This is a genomic window from Nocardioides rubriscoriae, from assembly GCF_008087085.1.
GTDB classification, from domain to species: domain Bacteria; phylum Actinomycetota; class Actinomycetes; order Propionibacteriales; family Nocardioidaceae; genus Nocardioides; species Nocardioides rubriscoriae.
Genome location: NZ_VIYJ01000001.1, coordinates 654513 through 674922 on the forward strand (window position 1 = coordinate 654513; position 20410 = coordinate 674922).

At 72.7% G+C, this 20410-nt stretch carries 23 protein-coding genes and 1 tRNA gene; 10 read left to right on the top strand and 14 right to left on the bottom strand.

Annotation, left to right across the window (positions count from 1 at the left end; translation table 11 throughout):
* Nucleotides 1-465 (bottom strand): nuclear transport factor 2 family protein, encoded by a 465-nt coding sequence (locus tag FZC61_RS03145; RefSeq protein ID WP_246142484.1) that lies wholly within the window; start codon nt 463-465, stop codon nt 1-3.
* A gap of 91 nt (nt 466-556) precedes the next feature.
* On the opposite strand from FZC61_RS03145, the gene FZC61_RS22915 reads away from it, so the two are divergent.
* Complete coding sequence (locus FZC61_RS22915; protein WP_170285908.1) at nt 557-733, top strand: hypothetical protein; 177 nt, start codon at nt 557-559, stop codon at nt 731-733.
* A gap of 89 nt (nt 734-822) precedes the next feature.
* Here the strand turns inward: FZC61_RS22915 and FZC61_RS03150 are convergent, their stop codons facing one another.
* Nucleotides 823-2421, bottom strand: a complete 1599-nt coding sequence (locus FZC61_RS03150) for a helicase HerA-like domain-containing protein (protein ID WP_148612344.1) — start codon at nt 2419-2421, stop codon at nt 823-825.
* Nucleotides 2422-2465: 44 nt separating this feature from the next.
* Here FZC61_RS03150 and FZC61_RS03155 point away from each other — a divergent pair, with 44 nt between their 5' ends.
* Both FZC61_RS03155 and FZC61_RS03160 read left to right on the top strand, forming a co-directional pair.
* Nucleotides 2466-2768 (top strand): type II toxin-antitoxin system VapB family antitoxin, encoded by a 303-nt coding sequence (locus FZC61_RS03155; protein WP_148612347.1) that lies wholly within the window; start codon nt 2466-2468, stop codon nt 2766-2768.
* Nucleotides 2765-3283 (top strand): LytR C-terminal domain-containing protein, encoded by a 519-nt coding sequence (locus FZC61_RS03160; protein ID WP_148612349.1) that lies wholly within the window; start codon nt 2765-2767, stop codon nt 3281-3283. Before FZC61_RS03155 ends, FZC61_RS03160 begins: the two co-directional genes overlap by 4 nt.
* Before the next feature lie 101 nt (nt 3284-3384).
* Here FZC61_RS03160 and FZC61_RS22920 read toward each other — a convergent pair whose 3' ends face one another.
* The 4 genes from FZC61_RS22920 to FZC61_RS03180 form a co-directional block, all read right to left on the bottom strand.
* Nucleotides 3385-3996 carry a hypothetical protein gene (locus tag FZC61_RS22920; RefSeq protein ID WP_170285950.1) on the bottom strand — a complete coding sequence of 204 codons (612 nt, stop codon included), beginning with the start codon at nt 3994-3996 and terminating at the stop codon, nt 3385-3387.
* A gap of 147 nt (nt 3997-4143) precedes the next feature.
* Nucleotides 4144-5169, bottom strand: coding sequence for a citrulline utilization hydrolase CtlX (ctlX, locus tag FZC61_RS03170; protein ID WP_148612351.1), 1026 nt, complete (start codon nt 5167-5169; stop codon nt 4144-4146).
* 98 nt (nt 5170-5267) lie between these two features.
* Nucleotides 5268-6761 (bottom strand): potassium/proton antiporter, encoded by a 1494-nt coding sequence (locus FZC61_RS03175; RefSeq protein ID WP_148612353.1) that lies wholly within the window; start codon nt 6759-6761, stop codon nt 5268-5270.
* A gap of 32 nt (nt 6762-6793) precedes the next feature.
* Nucleotides 6794-7276, bottom strand: coding sequence for an NUDIX hydrolase (locus FZC61_RS03180; protein WP_148612355.1), 483 nt, complete (start codon nt 7274-7276; stop codon nt 6794-6796).
* Between the two features lie 50 nt (nt 7277-7326).
* Between FZC61_RS03180 and FZC61_RS03185 the strand changes: the two genes are divergently transcribed.
* Both FZC61_RS03185 and FZC61_RS03190 read left to right on the top strand, forming a co-directional pair.
* Nucleotides 7327-8817, top strand: coding sequence for an FAD-binding protein (locus FZC61_RS03185; RefSeq protein ID WP_246142485.1), 1491 nt, complete (start codon nt 7327-7329; stop codon nt 8815-8817).
* Nucleotides 8818-8913: 96 nt separating this feature from the next.
* On the top strand, nt 8914-10086 hold the full coding sequence (locus FZC61_RS03190) for a pyridoxal phosphate-dependent aminotransferase (protein WP_246142486.1): 1173 nt from the start codon (nt 8914-8916) through the stop codon (nt 10084-10086).
* Between the two features lie 12 nt (nt 10087-10098).
* Here the strand turns inward: FZC61_RS03190 and FZC61_RS03195 are convergent, their stop codons facing one another.
* Entirely contained in the window at nt 10099-11328 is a 1230-nt protein-coding gene (locus tag FZC61_RS03195; RefSeq protein ID WP_246142487.1) for a YncE family protein, read from the bottom strand.
* A gap of 150 nt (nt 11329-11478) precedes the next feature.
* Between FZC61_RS03195 and FZC61_RS03200 the strand changes: the two genes are divergently transcribed.
* Genes FZC61_RS03200 through FZC61_RS03210 form a run of 3 tightly spaced genes read left to right on the top strand, consistent with a single transcriptional unit; the run spans nt 11479 to nt 14166 of the window.
* Nucleotides 11479-11913: a hypothetical protein gene (locus FZC61_RS03200; protein ID WP_148612360.1), complete on the top strand. Its 435-nt coding sequence runs from the start codon at nt 11479-11481 to the stop codon at nt 11911-11913.
* Nucleotides 11914-11923: 10 nt separating this feature from the next.
* Nucleotides 11924-12865, top strand: coding sequence for a hypothetical protein (locus FZC61_RS03205; RefSeq protein WP_148612362.1), 942 nt, complete (start codon nt 11924-11926; stop codon nt 12863-12865).
* Nucleotides 12862-14166 carry a hypothetical protein gene (locus tag FZC61_RS03210; RefSeq protein WP_148612364.1) on the top strand — a complete coding sequence of 435 codons (1305 nt, stop codon included), beginning with the start codon at nt 12862-12864 and terminating at the stop codon, nt 14164-14166. The genes FZC61_RS03205 and FZC61_RS03210 overlap by 4 nt, the downstream gene beginning before the upstream one ends.
* A gap of 4 nt (nt 14167-14170) precedes the next feature.
* Here FZC61_RS03210 and FZC61_RS03215 read toward each other — a convergent pair whose 3' ends face one another.
* Together FZC61_RS03215 and FZC61_RS03220 are read right to left on the bottom strand one after the other, a co-directional pair.
* A complete protein-coding gene (locus FZC61_RS03215) occupies nt 14171-15553 on the bottom strand; it encodes a vWA domain-containing protein (RefSeq protein WP_246142488.1) in 1383 nt (460 codons plus the stop codon).
* A gap of 23 nt (nt 15554-15576) precedes the next feature.
* Nucleotides 15577-16461, bottom strand: coding sequence for an AAA family ATPase (locus tag FZC61_RS03220; RefSeq protein ID WP_148612368.1), 885 nt, complete (start codon nt 16459-16461; stop codon nt 15577-15579).
* 174 nt (nt 16462-16635) lie between these two features.
* Between FZC61_RS03220 and FZC61_RS03225 the strand changes: the two genes are divergently transcribed.
* Nucleotides 16636-16965: a hypothetical protein gene (locus FZC61_RS03225; RefSeq protein WP_148612370.1), complete on the top strand. Its 330-nt coding sequence runs from the start codon at nt 16636-16638 to the stop codon at nt 16963-16965.
* 112 nt (nt 16966-17077) lie between these two features.
* Here FZC61_RS03225 and FZC61_RS03230 read toward each other — a convergent pair whose 3' ends face one another.
* From FZC61_RS03230 to FZC61_RS03250, 5 genes are all read right to left on the bottom strand, one after another.
* The gene (locus FZC61_RS03230) at nt 17078-18247 is read right to left on the bottom strand and encodes a cysteine--tRNA ligase (RefSeq protein ID WP_211357056.1); all 1170 of its coding nucleotides are present in this window, start codon (nt 18245-18247) and stop codon (nt 17078-17080) included.
* Between the two features lie 32 nt (nt 18248-18279).
* Nucleotides 18280-18501, bottom strand: a complete 222-nt coding sequence (locus FZC61_RS03235) for a hypothetical protein (protein ID WP_148612372.1) — start codon at nt 18499-18501, stop codon at nt 18280-18282.
* Nucleotides 18502-18572: 71 nt separating this feature from the next.
* Nucleotides 18573-18662: transfer RNA gene (locus FZC61_RS03240), tRNA-Ser, on the bottom strand.
* A gap of 48 nt (nt 18663-18710) precedes the next feature.
* Nucleotides 18711-19142, bottom strand: coding sequence for a tRNA adenosine(34) deaminase TadA (gene tadA, locus FZC61_RS03245; protein ID WP_148612374.1), 432 nt, complete (start codon nt 19140-19142; stop codon nt 18711-18713).
* Nucleotides 19143-19179: 37 nt separating this feature from the next.
* A complete protein-coding gene (locus FZC61_RS03250; RefSeq protein WP_148612376.1) occupies nt 19180-19665 on the bottom strand; it encodes a tRNA adenosine deaminase-associated protein in 486 nt (161 codons plus the stop codon).
* A gap of 82 nt (nt 19666-19747) precedes the next feature.
* Here FZC61_RS03250 and upp point away from each other — a divergent pair, with 82 nt between their 5' ends.
* The gene (upp, locus tag FZC61_RS03255; RefSeq protein ID WP_148612378.1) at nt 19748-20389 is read left to right on the top strand and encodes a uracil phosphoribosyltransferase; all 642 of its coding nucleotides are present in this window, start codon (nt 19748-19750) and stop codon (nt 20387-20389) included.
* Nucleotides 20390-20410: the final 21 nt, after the last annotated feature.

The window sequence follows — 20410 nt, forward strand, 5'->3', positions numbered from 1 at the left end:
TCAGTGCAGGTGCTGGCCGGGGCCGGTGACCTTGAGGTGCGGGAGGTCGTCGAGGTTGTAGTGGATCTCGTGGGTGCGGACGTAGCCGGTGTGGGTGACCTTCCAGCCGTCCGGCGTACGGAGGTAGTGGTCGGTGTAGAAGGAGGCGCCCTCGAGCATGAACGTGAAGGCCTCGACGACGACGCGGTCCTGGAGGTACCAGCGGCCCACGGCGGTGTCGCCGTCGACGGTGATCTCGGGATGGTGGACCTGGTGGAGGGTGAGCATGCCCTCGGGGAGGTTCTGCCGCATGTAGTCGACCAGGGCGGCGCGGTCGGCGAAGACCAGGCCGTTGTAGTCACCGGTCGCCTCGGGCACGAAGCAGTCGGAGAAGGAGTCCCAGTCCTTGGTGTCGAGCGAGCGCAGGTAGCGGTACTTGAGCTGGCTGATGTCGTGGGCGTCGATGAGGTCGTCGAGGGTGGTCACCGGAGCAACGTAAGGCAGATCACCCCCAGATGAGACGTGGTTGTAACCCGTGGTCAACCTGGCGGAGAAGTGCAGACCCCACTCTCGAGTCATGACCGAGAACGAGAAGATGGAGGCAGAGACGCTCGATCAGCGTCGCGCCGCCCGCGCAGCCCTCAAGACCCGCCACTCGCAGAGCGTGGTCCGACTCATGGACGAGCGGACCGACCTCCGCGGTGTCCATGCCCTTGCCGACTTCGTCGACGAGTCCGTCCGCTGGACCGCCTAGGCCGGGTCCACCCACCGCTTCCCCCTCTGATCCGCCACGGAGCCACGTCGTCACGCACGGCGTGGCTCCTGGGTTTTTCGTGGCGGTGCTCAGCGGCGTCCGGTCTTGAACATCCCGCGGACGACCTCACGGGTCGCGGTGCGCATGAAGTCCTTGAACGCGCTGGAGCTCACGACCTCCTCGACGATCCCGGGCTCCTTCTTCGCGGGCTTCGGCTGGGGGGCCGGCTTCGGCTTCGGGATGGGGGTCGACCCGGGCGTCGGGGCGGCGTCCTCGGCCTCGGCCTTGGCGGCGCCCTGCTCCAGGCGCGCGGCGAGCTTCTCGCGCGCGCTCTCGCGGTCGACGACCACGGCGTACTTGGCGTGGCGCGGGCTCGCCTCGACGGTCGCGGCCATCGCCGCCGGGTCGCTGGGCCCCATCAACGACTCGGGGGCGCGCAGCCGGGTCCAGGCGACCGGGGTGGGCGCGCCGCGCTCGTTCATGACGGTGACGACGGCCTCGCCGATGCCGAGGCTCGTCAGCACGGAACCGAGGTCGTCGTAGTCGCTCGCGGGGTAGGTGTTGACGGTGGCCTTCAGCGCCTTGGCGTCGTTCGGGGTGTGGGCCCGCAGCTGGTGCTGGATGCGGGAGCCGAGCTGGGCCAGGACGGCGTCGGGCACGTCGGTCGGGCTCTGGGTCACGAAGAAGACCCCGACGCCCTTGGAGCGGATCAGCCGCACGGTCTGGGCGATCTGGTCGAGGAACGCCTTCGACGCGTCGTTGAACAGCAGGTGGGCCTCGTCGAAGAAGAACACGAGCTTGGGCCGGTCGACGTCGCCCACCTCGGGCAGGTCGTGGAAGAGGTCGGCCAGCAGCCACATCAGGAACGTGGAGAAGATCGCGGGCCGGTCCTGGAGGTTGGGCAGCTCGACGAGCGAGATCAGGCCCTTGCCGTCGGGGGTGGTCTGCAGCAGGTCGGCCGACTCGAACTCGGGCTCGCCGAAGAACGCGTCGGCCCCCTGGTCCTGGAACGCAATCAGCTCGCGCAGGATCACCCCGGCCGTCGCCGAGGACAGCCCGCCGAGCGCCTTGAGCTCGGGCTTGCCCTCGTCACTGGTGAGGTGGCCGACGACCGCGCGCAGGTCGGCGAGGTCGAGCAGCGGCAGCCCGGCCTGGTCGGCGTAGTGGAAGACGAGCCCCAGGCTCGACTCCTGGGTGTCGTTGAGGCCCAGGACCTTGCTGAGCAGGACCGGCCCGAACGCCGACATCGTGACGCGCAGCGGGATGCCGGTGCCCTCGCCGCCCAGGGCGTAGTAGTCGACCGGGAAGCCGGTGGCGGTCCACGTCTGGCCCACCGAGGCGGCACGGGCCGCGACCTTGTCGCCGCCGGGCCCCGGCGTCGCCAGGCCGGAGAGGTCGCCCTTGATGTCGGCGGCGAACACCGGGACACCGGCCGCGCTCAGCTGCTCGGCGAGCAGCTGGAGGGTCTTGGTCTTGCCGGTGCCGGTGGCCCCGGCCACGAGGCCGTGCCGGTTGAGCATCGCCAGCGGGATGCGCACGTGCACCGGCGTGAGCGTCGTGGCGTCGGTCATCAGCCCGCCCAGCTCGAGCGCCGGGCCCTCGAAGGCGTAGCCCGCGGCGACGGCCGCCTCCAGCGGCGACGGCGCGGACGGGGCGGGATCGACCGGACCGGCCGGAGTCGTCGTCATGCCAGGAGGATAGGCGGTGCCCGGCGGACGCTTAGACTCCCGAGGTGATCTTCAAGCGCGTCGGCGAGGGGCGGCCCTACCCCGCCCACGGACTGACGTCGGCGGCATGGGCGGCCGTGCCACCACGACAGGTCCGGCTCGACCAGCTGGTGACCACCAAGGACACCCTGCAGCTGGCGGCCCTGCTCGACGAGGACTCCACCTTCTACGGCGACCTGTTCGCCCACGTCGTGGCCTGGCGGGGCGAGCTCTACCTCGAGGACGGCCTGCACCGGGCCCTGCGCGCCGCGCTGCAGCAACGCAACGTGCTGCACGCTCGCGTCCACCAGCTGGAGGACGGGTCGTGACCGAGCGCCTCGCAGGCCAGCTGCGCACCTTGGCGACGCTGGTCGTCCTGCTCCTGCTCCTGCTGTACGCCGTCACCCACGGCCTCAACGCGGTCTCCGCACCGTTCCCCGAGAGCGCCGACCCGCCGGTCTGCGTCGACAGCGCCGTGACGGCGGGCGACATCCTGCGCCCGGGCGGTGTCACCGTCAGCGTGATCAACGCCGGCACCAAGAACGGCCTGGCCCGCACGACCCTCGACGACCTCAAGGCGCAGGGCTTCGACGGCGGCGAGCTCGACAACCTGCCCGATCCCGACGTGCGCTCGGCGCAGGTCTGGGTGTCGGGGGGCCGCTCCGCCGCCGTACGCCTCGTGGTCAGCTACCTCGGCGGCAAGGTCAAGGTCGTCGACCGCCAGAGCAGCGCCGCCGGCATCACCGTGGTCGTCGGCGACGACTTCCCCGGCGTCCGCAAGGGGCGCCAGCAGGTCAAGGTGACCGACGACGGCACCGTCTGCGGCCCGGCGGCGCTCAGCTGACCGATCTCGGAGCTCAGCCCCGCAGGTCTGACCACGCGCCCTCGCCTGCCACGTCGCGAGCGCGGCTGAGAGGGGCTGAGGAGGGCTCGCCCAGGTCGGCCCTATCCCAGGGTGATGACCGGCCCGGGTGCGGCGCTGTCCTTGCCCGTGTAGGCGAACAGGCCGGTGCCGCTCAGAGCAGAAGCGTTGACCGCGGTGACCTGGACCGTCGTCCCGGGGGCCAGGGGGTCGATGTTGCCCTGGAACTCGGCGCGGTCGACGGTGAAGGTGATCTCGTTGGCGGACTGGTCCACCACCGGTGACCCCTGGATGAGCTGGGAATCATCACTGCCCGGGTTGGCCACGATCTCGCTCCGACCACCCGCTGACACGATCGTGACGACCTGCGGGTGTCCGTTGAAGCTGATGGTCTCGTCGTAGCGGAAGTGGCTTGACGTCAGGTCGGCCTGGGTCGGGGCCGTGGCGAGGTCGACGAAGAACGTCACCTGCGTGGCGCTGAACCGTACTCCGGCGCGCAGGAGGTCGGCGGTCGGCACGTTTCGTTGCAGGGCGCCGTGCGCGTCGCCACCCGGGTCGGAGGTCTGAGCGGCCACGATGGTGTCGGCCCAGGCGCTGGAGGCACCGACGACGCCGAGCACGCCGAGCACGCCGCCGGCCAGGAGGGTCGTCGCCCGTCGGGTTCGGCGCGGGGTGGATGTAGGTCGGAGAGTCATGGAACTACCTTTCGCAGGGTGACCGGGAACGAGATCGATCCTGCGCCACACTGGCGCCCGGAAGAACAGTTCGAACCTTGATGTCACCGGCCTGAAAGGCTTATTACGATGCAGGGATAGGCGCTCGCACGGCACTGCCAACCCCGGTCAGTCGTCCTGCGCGACACCCCGACCGTCGGACGTCACGGCGTCCTCGTTGATCGCGGCCACGGCCGGGCTGGGCCCGGGCTCGGCGGCCGGGCGAGGGTCGAGGTGGATGCCGGCGATCATGCAGCGCACCGACCCGCCCGCCAGCTCGATGGTGGGGATGTCGATGGCCAGGATGGTGCAGGACTCCTCGATGGCCGCGACCTGGTCGGGGCGCAGGCTCCGCAGCGCGCGGGCCGACATCACCATCACGTAGCGGCGCCTGCCGTCCGGCGTGCGCCCGCAGAGCTCGACGGCGTTGCCGGCGAACTCGCGGACCTGCTCCTCGGTGATCTGCACCACGCGACGCCCGTTGACCGACAGCCGCTCGCGGACCTGCTCGCGACGCCGCTCGTCGGGGATCATCTCCAGGGCGAAGAGGGCGACCTCGGTGCCGACGCAGCCGATCACGTTGGTGTGGTAGACCGGCACCCCGTCGGAGTCGACCGCGTCGAAGGCCATCGGCTCGTAGCCGAAGTCGGTGCAGAACCGCTCCAGGACGTGGGTGTCGGCGCGGTGGCTGCGGGCGGTGTAGGCCACGCGCGAGATGTGGTCGAGGACCATCGCGCCGGTGCCCTCCAGGAAGATGCCGTCGGGCTCGAGGCCGGAGTAGTCGACGATGGTCTGCACCCGGTAGTCGGACTTGAGCATCTCGAGCACGTCGGCGCGCCGCTCGTGGCGCCGGTTGGAGGCGTACATCGGGTAGACCGCGACGTTGCCGCCGGCGTGGGTCGACAGCCAGTTGTTGGGGAAGACGCTGTCGGGGCGGGTGTGGTCCTCGTCGGTGAAGACGTGCACGCGCACGCCCGCGCCGCGCAGCGCGTCGGCCACGGCGTCCATCTCGGCCTGCGCCCTGGACGCCGTCTCCTCCTCGGACTGCCCGGCAGGAGCGTCGGCCTGGAAGGCGTTGTCGGCTGCGGTCGCCGGGTTGGGACGGAAACGGTCGGCACGGATCAGGATGACCGCGGAGGGGGCTTGGGCACTCACGTTGCGCGAACGTAGACCATGACGGCGCCGGCCCACGACCCGGATCGACGAGGACGACGCGCCAGGAGACTGCGTCGCAGGCGGAGCCGGCCGTCGGGTCAGTCGTGCAGCCACTGGGCCAGGCGGCCCTTGGCGCTGACCTGACGCAGTCGCTCCTCGGTCTTCTCGCGGGCCTTGCGGGGGGTGACGACGAGGAAGTCGTCGCCGTGGCGCAGGACCGTACGACGCTCGGGGACCAGGGTCTCGCCGTCGCGGATGACCAGCGAGACCGAGGCGCCCTTGGGCAGGCGCAGCTCGCCGACCTCGACGCCGTGCAGCCGCGAGACCGGGCTGATGGTGATCTGGAGCAGGTCGGCCTGGACCCGGTCGAGGGGTGCGGCCTCGAGGTCGAGGTCGCGGGGCTCCGAGCGCCGGGTCACGCGCAGCACCCGGGCGACCAGCGGCAGGGACGGCGCGGTGATCACGGTGTAGACGACGACCACCACGAAGACGATGTCGAACAGGCGCTCGGCGTCGCCGACGCCCTCGCTGAGCGGGATGGTCGTGAGCACGATCGGCACGGCCCCGCGCAGCCCGGCCCACGACAGGAACGACAGCTCGCGCCAGGGCATGGGGCGTACGACGCTGCTGACCAGCACCGACACGGGCCGGGCCACGAAGGTGAGCAGGAGCCCGGCGAGGATCGCGGTCCCGACGATGTCGAGGGTGATCCGGCCCGGCGAGAGCAGCAGGCCCAGCATCACGAACAGCCCGATCTGGGCGAGCCAGGCGATGCCCTCGGCGAACGACCTGGTGGTCTGGCGGTGCGGCAGGTCGGAGTTGCCGAGCACCAGCGCGGCGACGTAGATCGCGGCGAACCCGCTGCCGTGCAGCGCGGTGGTGGTGCCGTAGGCGAGGAAGGCCAGGCTGATCACGGCCAGCGGATAGAGGCCCGACGACGGCAGCGCGACCCGACGCATCACCCAGGCGCCGCCGAAGCCGACCAGCAGGCCCAGAGCGACGCCGAGCACCAGCTCGAAGACGATGATGCCGAGCATGCCGAGGACGCCGTTGTCGGCGACCGCGCCGGTCGAGATGAGCGTGACGAGCACGACGGTCGGGGCGTCGTTGAGGCCCGACTCGGCCTCCAGGGAGCCGACGAGGCGCTGCGGCAGGGGGACGACGCGCAGCACCGAGAACACCGCGGCCGCGTCGGTCGGCGAGCACACCGCGCCGAGGAGCACCGCGAGCTCCCAGGGCAGGCCCAGCAGGTAGTGCGACCCCACCGCCACGACCGCCACGGAGACCGCGACCCCGACGGTCGCCAGGGACAGCCCGAGCCTCATCGAGGACCTGGCCTCGCGCCAGCTGGTCGTCAGACCGCCCTCGGTCAGGATCACCGCCAGGGCGGCGAAGCCGAGCGCGTGGGCGACCTCGGCGTCCTCGAACTCGATGCCGACGCCGGACTCACCGAGCGCGACCCCCATGAGCAGGTAGATCAGCAGGCTCGGCAGGCCGGCGCGGCTGGAGAGCCGCACCGCCAGGATCGCCGCCAGGGTGACCGCAGAGCCCACCAGCACGAACAGGTCGAGCTCGTGGACGTCGAAGGACACGGTCGCCTCTCATGGGGTGACGGTGTCGCAGTCTATCGGTCCTGCGCGGTCCGACCCGACCGCTCACGGTGGGCCGAGACCGCGATGTGCACGATCTCGGTGGTCGTGCCGGGCTGGTCGTCGAGGGCGTCGATCGGGACCCACTCGGCCCGGTCGGTGGAACCGCCGACCTCGAGGGTGCCGAGCTCGCCGCCGACGATCGTGGCGTCGTACAGCACGCGGACGGCCTTGAAGGGCAGCGGCCGGTCGGGGCGGCCGTGCGGGTTGCTCCAGGTGTGCACGAGGAGCGGGGCGCCGACCTCGACGTCGTAGCCCGTCTCCTCCTTGACCTCGCGGACCAGGCCCGCGTCGGGCTGCTCGTCGAAGTCCACGCCGCCGCCGGGAAGGCTCCAGCCGGGGGTGCCGACGCCCTCGCCGTTCCACCAGGCGAGCAGGATCCGTTCGCCGTCGGGGTGCGTGGAGTCGACGAGGAGGGCGTAGGACGCCAGTCGCATCTGGTACTCGGAGAAGTGCACCCACCGAACGTTAGGTCACCATGAACTAGAACCTGTTCTACTATGGCCGGGTGAGCGCCGACAGCCCCGTGAGCACCGAGCCCGCCAAGGGCACCGTGGTCCCCGCGACCATCCCCGCCTCGGCCGTGCCGGCCGACGCCCCGTCGTACGACGTGGTCGTGGTCGGCTTCGGCATCGCCGGCGGGTGCGCGGCGCTCGAGGCGGCGCGGGCGGGGGCCCGGGTGCTCCTGCTGGAGCGGGCGGCCGTGCACGGCGGCACCTCGTCGCTGTCGGGCGGCCACTTCTACCTCGGTGGCGGCACCGCGGTGCAGCAGGCCACCGGCCACGACGACTCCGTCGAGGCGATGTACGACTACCTCGTGGCCGCCGCCAAGGAGCCCGAGCACGACAAGATCCGCGCCTACTGCGAGGGCTCGGTCGAGCACTTCGACTGGCTGGAGTCGCTCGGCTTCGAGTTCGAGCGGTCCTACTACGCCGAGAAGGCCGTGATCCAGCCCGGCACCCAGGGCCTGATGTACACCGGCAACGAGAAGATGTGGCCCTACCAGCAGCTCGCGAAGCCCGCGCCGCGCGGCCACAAGGTGCCGGTGCCCGGCGACACCGAGGGCACCAGGCTCGTGATGGACCTGCTGCGCGACCGGGTCCAGGAGGCCGGCGTCGAGGTGCGTTACGAGACCGGCGCCACCAACCTCGTCGTGGGCGAGGCGGGTGAGGTCGTCGGCCTCGCGTGGCGCTCGTTCGACGACACCGGGTTCGTCCTCGCGCCCGCCGTCGTCATCGCCGCCGGCGGCTTCGTGATGAACCCGGACATGGTCGCCGAGCACACCCCCGCCCTGGCCGAGAAGCCCTTCACCCTCGGCTCGACGTACGACGACGGGCTCGGCATCCGTCTCGGCGCCTCGGTCGGCGCCGAGCTCAAGCACATGGACGAGCCCTTCATCACCGCGCCGTTCTACCCGCCCTCGAAGCTGATGTTCGGCTTCATCGTCAACAAGCAGGGCGAGCGTTTCTGCAGCGAGGACGGCTACCACTCACGCACCTCGCAGTTCGTGATGGAGCAGGAGGACCACGCGGCCTACCTGATCGTCGACAGCGAGCACGTCGAGTACCCGAAGTTCCCGCTCGTGCCGCTGATCGACGGCTTCGAGACCATCGAGGAGCTCGAGACCGCCCTCGCCCTGCCCGCCGGGTCGGTGCAGAAGTCGCTCGAGCGCTACAACGAGCTCGCCCGCGCCGGCGACGACGTCGACTTCCACAAGTCCGCCGACTGGCTCGCCCCCCAGGACACCGGCCCGTGGGCGGTCTTCGACCTCACCCTCGGCAAGGCGATCTACGCCGGCTTCACCCTCGGCGGCCTGCGCGTCAGCGTCGACGGCGAGGTCCAGCGCCCCGACGGCTCCGTCGTGCCCGGCCTGTACGCCGCCGGCGCCTGCGCCTCCAACCTCGCCCAGGACGGCAAGGGCTACTGCTCCGGCACCCAGCTCGGCGAGGGCTCGTTCTTCGGCCGCCGGGCGGGGCGCGCGGCGGCCGCTCAGCACTGACCTTGCCCTCTGGGTCGCTGGCCCGGTCGGGCCTGTGTTGCGGAAGACCGACCGGGCCACGGACCCGGACCCGTAGAGGCGCCGTAGGGTCGCCACGTGAACCGACTCCAGGTCGCGCAACGCGCCAACGTGCCGCCGTTCCACGTGATGGACCTGCTGGCGGCGGCGTCCGAGCGGCGGCGTACGCACGGCGACCTGCTCGACCTGCTGGCCGGGCAACCGAGCACGGGGGCGCCGCGGGCGGTCAACGACGAGGCGGTCCGGCTGCTGCAGTCGGGGGACCCGTTGGGCTACACGCCGGCGACCGGCATCCGTGAGCTGCGCGAGGCGATCGCCGGGCACCACCGGCGCACGCACGGCATCGAGGTCGACGCCGACGAGGTCGTCGTCACGACCGGGAGCAGCGGGGGGTTCCTGCTGGCGTTCCTGGCGGCGTTCGAGGTGGGCGACCGGGTGGCGATCGCGCGGCCGGGCTATCCCTGCTACCGCAACGTGCTGGCCGCGCTGGGGTGCGAGGTCGTCGAGATCGCGACCGGTCCATCGACGCGGTTCCAGCCGACCGTCGAGCAGGTCGCGGCGATCCCTGACCTGAAAGGGCTGGTGATCGCCTCCCCCGCCAACCCGACGGGCACGATGCTGCTGCCGTCGGAGCTGGCCGCACTGGCGACCCACTGCGAGGAGGCCGGGGTCCAGCTGATCAGCGACGAGATCTACCACGGCATCGAGTACGCCGAGGCCGGCGACCGGCTGGCCCGCAGTGCGTGGGAGACCAGCCGAGAGGCGGTCGTGTTCAACTCGTTCTCCAAGTACTTCTCGATGACCGGGTGGCGCATCGGGTGGACGCTCGTGCCCGACCGGCTGCGCCGCGCGGTCGACGTGCTCACCGGCAACTTCACGATCTGCCCGCCCGTGCTGAGCCAGCGGGCGTGCCTGGCCGCGTTCAGCGTGCCGGCGTACGCCGAGCTCGACGGGCACGTGGCGCGCTACGCCGACAACCGGCGGCTGCTGCTCGACGGACTCGCACGCCTGGGCGTGACCGGGCTGGCGCCGGCCGACGGGGCGTTCTACGCCTACGCCGACGTCGGGCACCTGACGACCGACTCGATGGCCTTCGCCCACGACGTGCTGGCCCGCACGGGCGTCGCGATCGCCACCGGCGTCGACTTCGACACCGCCGACGGCGGTCGGTTCGTGCGGTTCTCGTTCGCCGGCCCGGGCGCCGACATCGAGGCGGCGCTGGAGCGGCTGGCGCCGGTCTTCGCCGGCTAGCTGGCGAGGGGCCTAGGGCGCCGACGAGGCGTGGAAGCCCAGGCCCGCCAGGTAGTCGCGTCGGACGAACCCGTTGCGCACCCGCTGCGGGTGGTCGCCCACACGGGTCGTGGTGACGATGCGGGCGGTCTTGTAGGAGATCCGGGAGACCGTGTCGGAGCCGGCCCACGAGATGTAGCAGTAGCGGCCGTCGGCCGACGGGGTGACCCAGTAGGGCTTCAGGCCGCCGTGGAGGAGCCGGGTGTGGCCCCAGCGACGCGCCGGCACGACGATCGTCGCGTAGTCGCTCATCGTGCCCGCGACGCAGATCCGGCGACCCGACCGGTTCATGGCGATGCCGTGGTGGGCCGAGTCGAGGACGTAGGCCGCGCGGGGGGTCTCGGGCACCAGGTTGGGCAGCCGCACGACCCGGGTGATCCTGCCCGAGGCGCGGTCGAGCTCGACGAACCCGTGCAGGAACGACAGCTGGAAGTAGAACTTCTGCTCGTCCGGCGAGATCGTGATCGGCCGCACCGAGGTGCTGACCTGGTCGAGACCGCGGGCGTCGAGGGCCTTGCGCAGGTCGTAGCGCCGCTCCACCTCCAGCGTCCGCGCGTTGACGATCTGCAGGACCCGCTCGCCCTCGAGCGGGTCGGGGATGCCGGGCTCGTCCAGGGGGCTGTAGACCGTGCCGATGCTCGCGTGCAGGATGCGGCGGCCGCCGTCGATGAAGGTGCTCTCGTGCGGCGACCCGCCGGAGGTGAACCGGCCCAGCTCCTTGCCGTCGCGGATGCGCAGGACGTGCACGACGTTGCCGGTCGAGGCGCTCACCACCACCCGCCGTCCGTCGGGCGAGACCGCCATGTGGTCCGAGCGCACGCCGGCGACCTTGAAGCGCCACACGATCCTGCGCGTGCGCAGGCTGATCGCCACGACGTCGGCGAACGACGGCCGCGAGATGACGACGAGCCGGCCGTCGAGCGAGGAGTACATGTCGTCGACGAACTGGTCGTTGCCCTCGCCGATGGCCGCGCGGATCGCCAGGAAGTAGGTGAGCCGGTAGGGGTCGGCGGCGATCTCGCGCAGGCGCTCGACGTAGTCGGGCACGACGTCGATCGTCGCGACCGGACGGAACGTGCGGGGGTCGAGCAGGGTCGCGGTGCCCTCCCAGTTGTTGCCGACGAAGACGACGCTGCGCACCCCGGCGCCGGTGTCGGCCTCCTCGGCCTGTGCTGCCGGTAGCGTCAGGGCTCCGGCACCCACGGACACCACGCCTGACAGGACCCACGCGACCAGACGGCGCACACCACCCATGACGACCACCCCTTCGTGACCCGCCCATCCTGCCGTGCCGAGCGTTTCGCGTCAGGCGATGCAGGGAACGGGGACCGGACCGGACGCGGAAGGACAGACATGTACGGCGACACCGAGGTCCTGCGGCGCCGCGTCGACCAGCTCCGCGAGCAGGCCGTCGACCTCCGCGGGCTCGCCGACCAGCTGGTCGCCCGCACCGAGTCGACCGGCTGGACCGGACGGGCCGCCGACTCGATGCGGGTGCGGGTCACTGAGCGCGCGACCCGCCTGCGCGGGGCCGCGGCCCAGCACGAGACGGCCGCCGACTCCCTCGAGCGGCACCTGCACGAGGTCGAGTCGCAGCAGGAGGCCATCGCCGCGATCGAGCGACGGGTCGGCGAGCTGGTCGCCGAGGCCCGCACCCGGACGGCCCGGACGGCCCGGGCGGCCCGCGCGTCCGCCGGCCCCGACCCCGACGACGTCACGCTCTGCGCCTTCGAGGCGCCGCCGAGCGGGCACCGCGACTGGCTCGCCGTCGAGCTGCCCGGCCTGTGAGAGGACCCCTGTGACCACGATCGACCTCAGCACCCCGACCCCGACCCCGGGCTCGCTGCTCGCCGCCCTGCCGCGTCGCGTCGCGCTCACCCTGCCCGAGCTCCAGCTCGTCGCCGCCCGTGCCGGTGGCGCCCCGCTGCCGTTCGACGTCACCGAGCCCGGCGACGTACCCGCGCTCGAGAACCGGCTGGGGGTCAGCCGCGGCACCACCGAGGACCGGGCCTACCTCACCGCGGTCGCGTCGCTGCACGACCCGGCCGCGACCCTGGCCCGGCGCGGGCTGCTCGTGGACGACGTCCTCGACGAGGGGGTGGCCGGCGCGGTGGGCCTGCTGGCCACCCCGACGTACGCCGTCGAGATCGACGTCGCGGTCGGCGACGTCCAGGTCAAGGCGTGGCACCGGGCCGCCGCGGGCGCGGTCGCGACCCTGGCGACCAGCGACGGCATCGTGTTCGAGCTCGCGTGGTTCCCGGCCTCGGCGTGGCCGGCCGAGCTGGACCGGGTCGGCGTGCTCCCCGAGGACCTGTCCCTGCGCGAGTCGCGCGTCCCGGCCTACGTCGACCTGCCCTACGAGCTCGCCGACGCCGCGGTCGAGGCCGCCGCGGGCGGCCGCACCGACCTGCTCCCGGTGCTCACCTCCCAGCACGAGGGAGCCGTGCGCGACGCCGCCGGCCGCACGGTGCCGGCCGCCGAGGTGACCGGGCTGCTGCAGGCGCTCGGCGCCGAGACGCAAGGGCGGCTGCGGGTGCTGGTCGCCGACGTCTCGCGCGAGCAGACCACCGTCGTCGGGGTGCGCTCCTGGGTGCTGCTGGCCGACGGCTGGCGGACCCTGCACCCCCACCACGACGGCAGCACGACACGCGTGAGGCTGGCGACCGTCGACCCCGCCGACCTCGCCGCCGACCTCGCGCCCGTGCTCTCCGACATCGTGCTCCCGGGGATCGTGTCGTGAGCGAGCCCGACCCGGCGCGCGCCGCCGACCTGGCCGACAAGTACGACCGGATGATGCGCCTCGCGGCGCTCTTCGACGACGCCGGCGAGGAGGTGCGACAGCGGGCCGCGCTCGGGGCCGACGTCGTCGCCGAACCCGCCTTCACCGAGTCCGAGCCGCTGTCGCCGACGACGTGGGCCCAGGCCGAGGACGACGTCCGGGGCGCGACCACGGGCCGCCACGGCCTGCTCACCCGCTCGATCGAGCTCGACGCCGACGCACTGGTGCTGCGCGCCACCGTCGTGACCTACCGCTGGATCGACGAGCTGCAGTCGGCGGCGTACAAGACGCTGGGCTCGATCGCGGGCCGGGCCATCGGCTACCTCGCGCCCGAGGTGGCGCTCGGGGGCGCGATCGTGGCGGCCGGGCTGATCGAGACCGACGCGCTCGACCGCGACGGCGTCGCGGCCTACCTCGACGAGCTCGCCGGCTCCAACCCCGAGCTGATGGAGCACGTCACCAGCGGGGGCGGTGGCCTGCTCGACGGGCTGCGGATGCGCTCGCTGCTCACCGCCGGGGTGCTGGCCGGCGACCAGGGCCGCCTCGCCGGGCAGGGTGGCCTGCGCGCGATCGGCGTCGCACCCTTCGACACCCGCTACGACGCGGCGCTGCGCGACGTCGCCGGTGGCGTCGTCGAGGCCGCCGCGACCCATGCCGCGTCCGGCGGGGCCACCGGCACCTCCGCCCCCCGCACCCTCACCGACCTGCTGACCGCCCTGGCGACCGCCACGTCGAGCGTCACCTGCCACCGGGTGGCCGAGAGCCGCTACGTCGTCTACCTGCCCGGCCCCGACGTCGGCACCGACGTCGGCACCGGCCGACGGCTGCGGCTGGTCGGTGGTGACCAGACGTCGTACGCCGCCCACGTCGTGCGCTCGATCGAGTCGGCCGTCGAGGGCGACGACGACGCCCGCGTGCTGCTGGTCGGGGCGGCCCAGGGGGGTGCCGTGGCCGCGGAGGTCGCGGCCGCCGCGGCCTCGGCGGAGTTCGTGGTCGACCAGGTCGTCACCGCCGGCGCCCCCTCGGCCCACGTGCCGCGCATCCCCGGGCCCACCCGGGTGCTCTCGCTCGAGGACCGCTCCGACCCCGTCGCCCTGCTCGGCTCGCTGATCGGCTCGGGCGCCGACAACCGCGTCACCGTCGTCCACGACGGCGGCCGCGACGGCCACGTCGCGGGGGCCCGCGCGGCCGACGCCTCCACCCACCCCGCCCTGGTGCGCGAGATCGCCCGGCTGGTCGAGCTGGGCTACCTGGCGGGCTGAGGCGTCACAGCGCCAGGTCGTGCACGAACTCCGCGAGCTGGGTCAGGTTGCGGCACTCGACCATCGGCACGATCTCGCCGTACGTCGTGGCGGCGGAGTCGCCGGTGCCCCAGTGGCGGCGGTGCTCGGGGTTGAGCCACCAGGCGTGGCGGGCGGTGCCCGCCAGCTCGCGCAGCACGCCCTCGTGCAGGTCGCTGTAGTTGGAGCGCGCGTCGCCGAGGACCAGCAGCGAGGTCTTGGGGCCGACGGCGTCGGGGTGCTCCTCGACGAACTTGGTGAGCGCGCGGCCGTAGTTGGTGCGGCCCCAGAGCGCGGCGTGAGCGGTGCTCGCGGCCAGGTCGGCCATCACGTCGGCGACGTCGGCGCCGGGCGTGAAGTGGTGGGTGACCTCGTGGACGTGGTCGATGAAGGTGAAGGCCCGCACCTTCTGGAACTGGTCGCGCAGGGCGAAGACCAGCAGCAGGGTGAACTGGGCGAAGCTGGCCACCGACCCGCTGACGTCGCAAAGCACGACCAGCTCGGTGCGGTGCGGCCGCTTGGGGCGGTGGTGGGTGGTGATCGGCACCCCACCGGTCGACATCGAGGCCCGGACCGTACGCCGGAAGTCGAGCGGCCCGCGGCGGCGGGCGTGGTGCTCCTTGGTCAGCCGGGTCGCCAGGCGCCGGGCGAGGGGGTAGATCTCGCGGCGCATCTCCTCGAGGTCGCTGCGCCGGGCGGCGGAGAAGTCGAGCCGGTCGATGCTGGGGCGCAGGGCGACGTTGGCGACGTGGTCAGCGCCCTTCTCCTCCGCGATCCGGCGCCGGGCGTCGGCCTCGACCCGCTGGGTGAACGCCCCCACCCGCCGGCCGGCGCCACGCTCGGCCTCCTCCTGCGTGAGTCCCTCGCCGAGCAGCGCCGCGACGATGCGGTCGACGAGCTCGGAGGGCGCCACCCGCTGCATCGCGGTGTACGCCGACCACGACGACAGGCCGGGCCCGCGGCCGGGCATGGCGCCGAAACGGCCGACCATCTCGGCGGCCAGCTCCTGCAGGCGCTGCTCGTCACCGGCCTCGAGGGCCAGCGCCAGCTGCTCGCGGAACTCCGCGAGCGCGGCGCCGTTGTCGCGCACCGGTGACGCGTCGGCCCCGGCCTGCCCCTCGGCGTCCGCCCGGTCGAGCCCGGCCACGCCGCTGCCGACGAGCCGCGGGAAGTAGAGGTCGAAGAGGGCCTCGAAGATCGGTCGCTGGACCTGGCGCTTGACCAGCGTCGCGGCGTACCCCTCCTTGACCTGGGTGCGGTCGGTCCAGTCGAGCGCCGTCAGCGCGGCGACGGCGTCGAGGTCCTCGGCCAGCGAGACCGGCAGCCCGGCTGCGCGCAGCGCCTCGAGGAACGCGATGTGCCGGTCCACCAACCCCGACCGCGAGCCTCCCGTCACCGCAGCTTCAGCTCCTTGACCGCCCGGTCGTGGTCGGAGCGGTGCTTGAGGATCACCCCGAGGGTGTCGGCGATCGCCTTGTCGTCGAGGTCGCCGATCTCGAGGGCGACCAGGGTGCGCGCCCAGTCGACGGACTCGGCGATCGACGGCGCCTTCTTGAGCTCGAGCTCGCGCAGCCGGGAGATGGTGGCGACGAGCTGGCGGGTCACCCGGTCGTCGAGGTCGGGCACCTGGGAGGCGACGATCTCGCGCTCACGCTCGGCGTCGGGGTAGTCGAGGTGGAGGTAGAGGCAGCGACGCTTGACCGCCTCGGACAGCTCGCGGCTGGCGTTGCTGGTGAGCACGACGAACGGCCGACGCGTCGAGCTGATCGTGCCGAGCTCGGGGATCGTGACCTGGAAGTCCGACAGCACCTCGAGCAGCAGGCCCTCGACCTCGATGTCGGTCTTGTCGACCTCGTCGATGAGCAGCACGGTCGGCTCCTCGCGCCGGATCGCGCTCAGCAACGGGCGGGTGAGCAGGAAATCCTCGGTGAAGATGTCGTCGTGGGTCGCGTCCCACGTCTCGTCGCCGTCCGATGACCGGGCTTGGGAGGCCTGGATGCGCAGCAGCTGCTTCTTGTAGTTCCACTCGTAGAGCGCGCGCGCCTCGTCGAGGCCCTCGTAGCACTGCAACCGCACCAGCTCGGCCCCGGTCGCCCGCGCGACCGCCTTGGCGAGCTCGGTCTTGCCGACCCCGGCCGGACCCTCGACGAGCAGCGGCTTCTCCAGCGCCCCGGCGAGGTAGGACGTCGTGCTGGTCGCCGGGTCGGCCAGGTAGCCCACCTCGTGCAACCGCTCGGAGGCGTCAGCGGGAGAGGCGAACCACGTCACGGTCGTCATGGCGCCATCCTCGCATCGGCACTGGTCCGGACCAGTCGGTGTCCTGCATCACGGCCCCGTGACCTCGAGAACACGTTCTCGTTGACACCGTGTCCGGCCCGCACGACCCGCACCGCCTCCCCCGTGCTCTCCTCCCGACCCACGGAGCCCCCCATGCTGCGTACGCCGAGCCCTGTGCTCCGCCGTTCCGTCGGCGCCCTCAAGCTGGGCGTCGCCGCGACGGTGGCGCTGCTGGCCGTGGGCCCCGTCGTGGCGGCGGCGCAGGGCGCGACCGGCCCGGTCCCGGGACCGGGCACGTCCGTCGACGCGGCCCAGGCCGAGCTCGACGCGCTGATGGTCGCGCACGACTGCTCCCGCACGGGCTTCGGCGCCGACGTCATCCCCGGCTCCGCCCTGGTCGAGCGCGACGGCCGGGTCGAGCAGGTGAGCTTCGACGACGGCTGGGCCATCTACACCGGCGACGCCGACGGATCACTCCTCGCGGTGTGCAGGAGCACCCTCTAGCCACCCGCGGGGCGGCCGACACATGGGGGGTCGGTCGCCCCGGCAGCGGGTACGACGAGGACCGGCCGATCTATGGGGGACCGGCCGGTCCTCGGACCCGTCCCGCGATCACTCAGCCCAGGCGCAGCAGGGTGACCACGCGCCGGGCGGCCTCGCCGCCCTCGTCCTCGGCCACGTCGAGGGCCCCGCGCACGTCGAGGCCGTCGCGCAGCCGCGCCACCACGGCGCCCACGGCCGCGGCCGAGGCACCGCTCCTGCCGGCGGCGGCGTAGAGACGCTCGAGGCGCCCCTCGGCCAGGGTGATGTCGGCGGGGTCGTAGCTCCACGGCTCGTCGTGGGGGCGGTCGACCAGGAGCGTGCGCAGCGCGGCGGGCTGGCAGGAGGTCAGCACGTCGTCGACGAGCACGAGGTTGCCGGTCGACTTGGCCATCTTGTCGCCGTCGAGCCGGACCTCGCCCACGTGGAGCGTGGCGCGGCTGAACGGCGAGACGCCGGTCACGGCCCCGACCATCGCGCCCTGGTAGGCGTGGTGGGGGAACACCAGGTCGTCGCCGCCGACAAGCACGTCGACCGACGCGCCGTGCACGGCGATCGCCATCGCGGCGCACTCGGCGTGCCACCCCGGGCGGCCCCAGCCCCACGGGCTCGGCCACGCCGGGTGCTCGGCCGACGAGGGGCGCCAGACCGCGACGTCGAACGGGTCGTCCTTGGCCGGGTCGTCGGGCTCGTCGCCGTACGCCGCCGCGAGGGCGAGCGCCCGCTCGCGCGGCACGCCCGCCATCTCGGGCACGTCGGCGCCGCGGAACCACACGGTGCCGTCGCGCTCGTAGGCCGCCCCGAGGTCGAGCAGCCCCTGGGCCAGCTGCTGCACCGCCTCGACGTGGTGGCGGGCCCGTGGTTGTGCGGCCGGCGTCGCCACGCGCAGTGCGCGCATGCTGCTCTCGAACGTCGCCTCCTGGGTCAGCGCGAACTCGTCGTAGTAGCGACCGCGCTCGCGGGCGGCGGTGGTCAGCACGTCGTCGACGTCGGTGATGTTGCGACATACCAGGGCGTCGACGCCGGTCGACTCGAGCACCGAGGCCAGCACGTCGGCCCACACGAAGGTGGCCGCGTGGCCGAGGTGGGTGACGTCGTAGGGCGTGATGCCGCAGACGTAGACGCGGGCGGTGCCGACCGCGGGCAGCGGACGCCCGCCCAGGCGGAGCGACACGGGGTGCGGCACGGCCTGCCCGGTGCGCTGGGCGGGGTCGGAGGTGCCGGAGCTCATCGACGTCGCGTGCATGCGGCCATCCTCGCACCCGGCCCGGTCGGCGCTCAGAGCTCGACGCGGATGCCGGCGATGCGGTTGAGGAGCTCCTCGAGGGCCTCCTCGAACTCGGCGGCGGCGTGGTCCTCGGTCAGCCCGGGGCGCAGCCGCGCGACGGTCGGGAAGTCGTGCAGCCGCTGGTCGTCCTGCTCCCCGTCGTCGAGGACGTCGAGGGAACCGATGTCGGCGCCCATCGTGGTGACCTCGAGCAGGAGGTGCCCGAGCCGCACCCGGCGCGCCTGAGACGCGAGAACCCCCGACCGGAGACGGTCGGGGGTTCTCGTGCGTGGAACGCAATGGCTGGCGGTGGCGGTGGGATTTGAACCCACGGTGGGTTTGACCCCACACAACATTTCGAGTGTTGCACCTTCGGCCGCTCGGACACGCCACCGCGGGAGAGGTTACCGGTAGCCTCCGGCGCCCGCCGAATCGGGTTGTCTCACCGGTGGCCGCGGAAGAACTCCTCGAGCAGCACGCGTGACTCCTGGGCCAGGACGCCGCTCACGACCTCGGGTCGGTGGTTGAGCCGGCGGTCGCGCACGACGTCCCACAACGACCCGACGGCGCCGGCCTTGTCGTCGTGGGCGCCGAAGACGACCCGGTCGACGCGCGACAGCACCGACGCCCCGGCGCACATGGTGCACGGCTCCAGCGTGACGACGAGGGTGCAGCCGTCCAGACGCCACGCGCCACGGGCCCGGGCGGCCTCGCGCAGGGCGACGACCTCGGCGTGGCCGGTGGGGTCGTGCTGGGCCTCGCGGACGTTGCGACCCCGACCGAGCACGGCGCCGGACCCGTCGACGACGACCGCGCCGATCGGCACGTCGCCGGTGTCGAGGGCAGCGTGGGCCTCGGCCAGGGCAGCGCGCATCGGCTCGTGCCACCGCCGGTCGGGGACCTCCCGGACGTCACGCAGTGGTCAGACCCACCGCGTCGTCGAACAGCTCGCCGAAGCCGATGCGGCGGGCGACGTCGGAGAGGACCTCCTCGGGGTAGAGGTCGGGGTCGTCGAGCATCAGCTCGAGCTCGAGGGCCGGCAGTCCGAGGTCACCGAGCAGGTCGAGGTCGCCGGCGGGCACCTGGTCGTCGTCGTCCTCGGGGAACGGCAGCCCGAGGAAGTCGATCGTCGACGCCGCCAGCTCCCACTCGTCGGCCGCACTGATGTCGGACAGCAGCACGCGGGTGCGACCGGCCGAGACCCGCAGGATCACGAAGAAGTCGTCGTCGAGCCCGACGAACGCCAGCGCGCCGGCGTCCTCGGAGAAGCGACCCAGGGCGTGGGACAGCACGGCGACGTCGGCCTCGAGGTCGTGGGCGAGCTCCTGGACCACCCAGTCACCGTCGTGACGGAAGGCGGCCACAGCGAAGTCGACGGACTCGAGCAGCTCGGCCATGCGTCCAGAGTGGCACGTTCCCCCCGCGCGCGGTCAATACCTTCCCCCCGGCACTTCCCCCCGGCACTACTAGGGTTCACGCATGCGCACCCACGTCGTCGACCACCCGCTCGTGGCCCACAAGCTCACCGTGCTGCGCGACCAGCAGACCGACTCGCCGACGTTCCGGCGGCTCGCCGACGAGCTGGTGACCCTGCTGGCCTACGAGGCGACGCGCGAGGTGCGCGTCGAGCCCGACGAGATCGTCACCCCGGTCGCCCCCATGACCGGCACCAAGCTCGCCAGCCCCAAGCCCCTGGTCGTGCCGATCCTGCGCGCCGGGCTCGGCATGCTCGACGGCATGATGCGGCTGCTCCCCACCGCCGAGGTGGGCTTCCTCGGCATGGTCCGCAACGAGGAGACGCTCGAGGCGGCGACGTACGCCGAGCGGCTGCCCGACGACCTGTCCGGCCGCCAGTGCTACGTGCTCGACCCGATGCTAGCGACCGGCGGCACCCTCGCCGCGGCGATCCGCTTCCTCACCGACCGCGGCGCCGACCACATCACCTGCGTGTGCCTGCTCGCCGCCCCCGAGGGTTGCGCCAACCTCGAGCGCGAGCTCGAGGGGCTCGCCGTGCCGGTCACCGTCGTGACCGCGGCGATGGACGAGCGGCTCAACGAGAAGGGCTACATCGTGCCCGGCCTCGGCGACGCCGGCGACCGCCTGTACGGCGTCGCCGGCTGACCCTCACTCACGGCCACGGCC

Excerpts from the sequence above, each read along its gene's own strand:
- FZC61_RS03230 (WP_211357056.1), bottom strand. The coding sequence starts at position 18,247 with ATGCACGCGACGTCGATGAGCTCCGGCACCTCCGACCCCGCCCAGCGC.
- FZC61_RS22915 (WP_170285908.1), top strand. The coding sequence starts at position 557 with ATGACCGAGAACGAGAAGATGGAGGCAGAGACGCTCGATCAGCGTCGC.
- FZC61_RS03250 (WP_148612376.1), bottom strand. The coding sequence starts at position 19,665 with ATGGCCGAGCTGCTCGAGTCCGTCGACTTCGCTGTGGCCGCCTTCCGT.
- FZC61_RS22920 (WP_170285950.1), bottom strand. The coding sequence starts at position 3,996 with ATGACTCTCCGACCTACATCCACCCCGCGCCGAACCCGACGGGCGACG.
- upp (WP_148612378.1), top strand. The coding sequence starts at position 19,748 with ATGCGCACCCACGTCGTCGACCACCCGCTCGTGGCCCACAAGCTCACC.
- tadA (WP_148612374.1), bottom strand. The coding sequence starts at position 19,142 with ATGCGCGCTGCCCTGGCCGAGGCCCACGCTGCCCTCGACACCGGCGAC.
- FZC61_RS03150 (WP_148612344.1), bottom strand. The coding sequence starts at position 2,421 with ATGACGACGACTCCGGCCGGTCCGGTCGATCCCGCCCCGTCCGCGCCG.
- FZC61_RS03200 (WP_148612360.1), top strand. The coding sequence starts at position 11,479 with ATGTACGGCGACACCGAGGTCCTGCGGCGCCGCGTCGACCAGCTCCGC.
- FZC61_RS03220 (WP_148612368.1), bottom strand. The coding sequence starts at position 16,461 with ATGACGACCGTGACGTGGTTCGCCTCTCCCGCTGACGCCTCCGAGCGG.